General features: G+C 45.1%; 1 protein-coding gene. It reads right to left on the reverse strand.

Annotation, left to right across the window (positions count from 1 at the left end; genetic code table 11):
- Window positions 1–350, reverse strand: a 350-nt coding sequence (locus Q0954_RS34635) for a hypothetical protein (protein ID WP_299466843.1), incomplete at both ends; no start/stop codon positions are given.

Below are 350 nucleotides of genomic sequence, written 5' to 3' on the forward strand. Positions count from 1 at the left end.
TTATGAAGGCGTTCCCGCTCTTCCCGCAAGTCCAGATGGTCAAACTCCTTCAGGAGTTGGTCAATCAAGGGTTGCACTGTCTGCCCAAATTTGGCTCTTATTTCCTGCCGGGAAGCCAAAGGAGAATCAAAGCCTGGACTGACGCTTTCCGGCGCTTCATTCAAGGCTTGAGTACCCGTATGATCTGCACCCCCTCCCGAAGAAGAAGAAGAAAGAGAAAAATGGTGGGGAGGGTTGTTTTCTTTTGGTTCTTTTTCTTTGGTTTCTTCTGTCGTATTATTCAGAGTGTTTTTTGTATTACCTGAAGGTTGCGACTCTTTAGAGCATTTTTGTGAACACTTTTTATTCGT

Source organism: uncultured Microscilla sp. (assembly GCF_947493425.1).
In the GTDB taxonomy this organism is placed as follows: domain Bacteria; phylum Bacteroidota; class Bacteroidia; order Cytophagales; family Microscillaceae; genus Microscilla.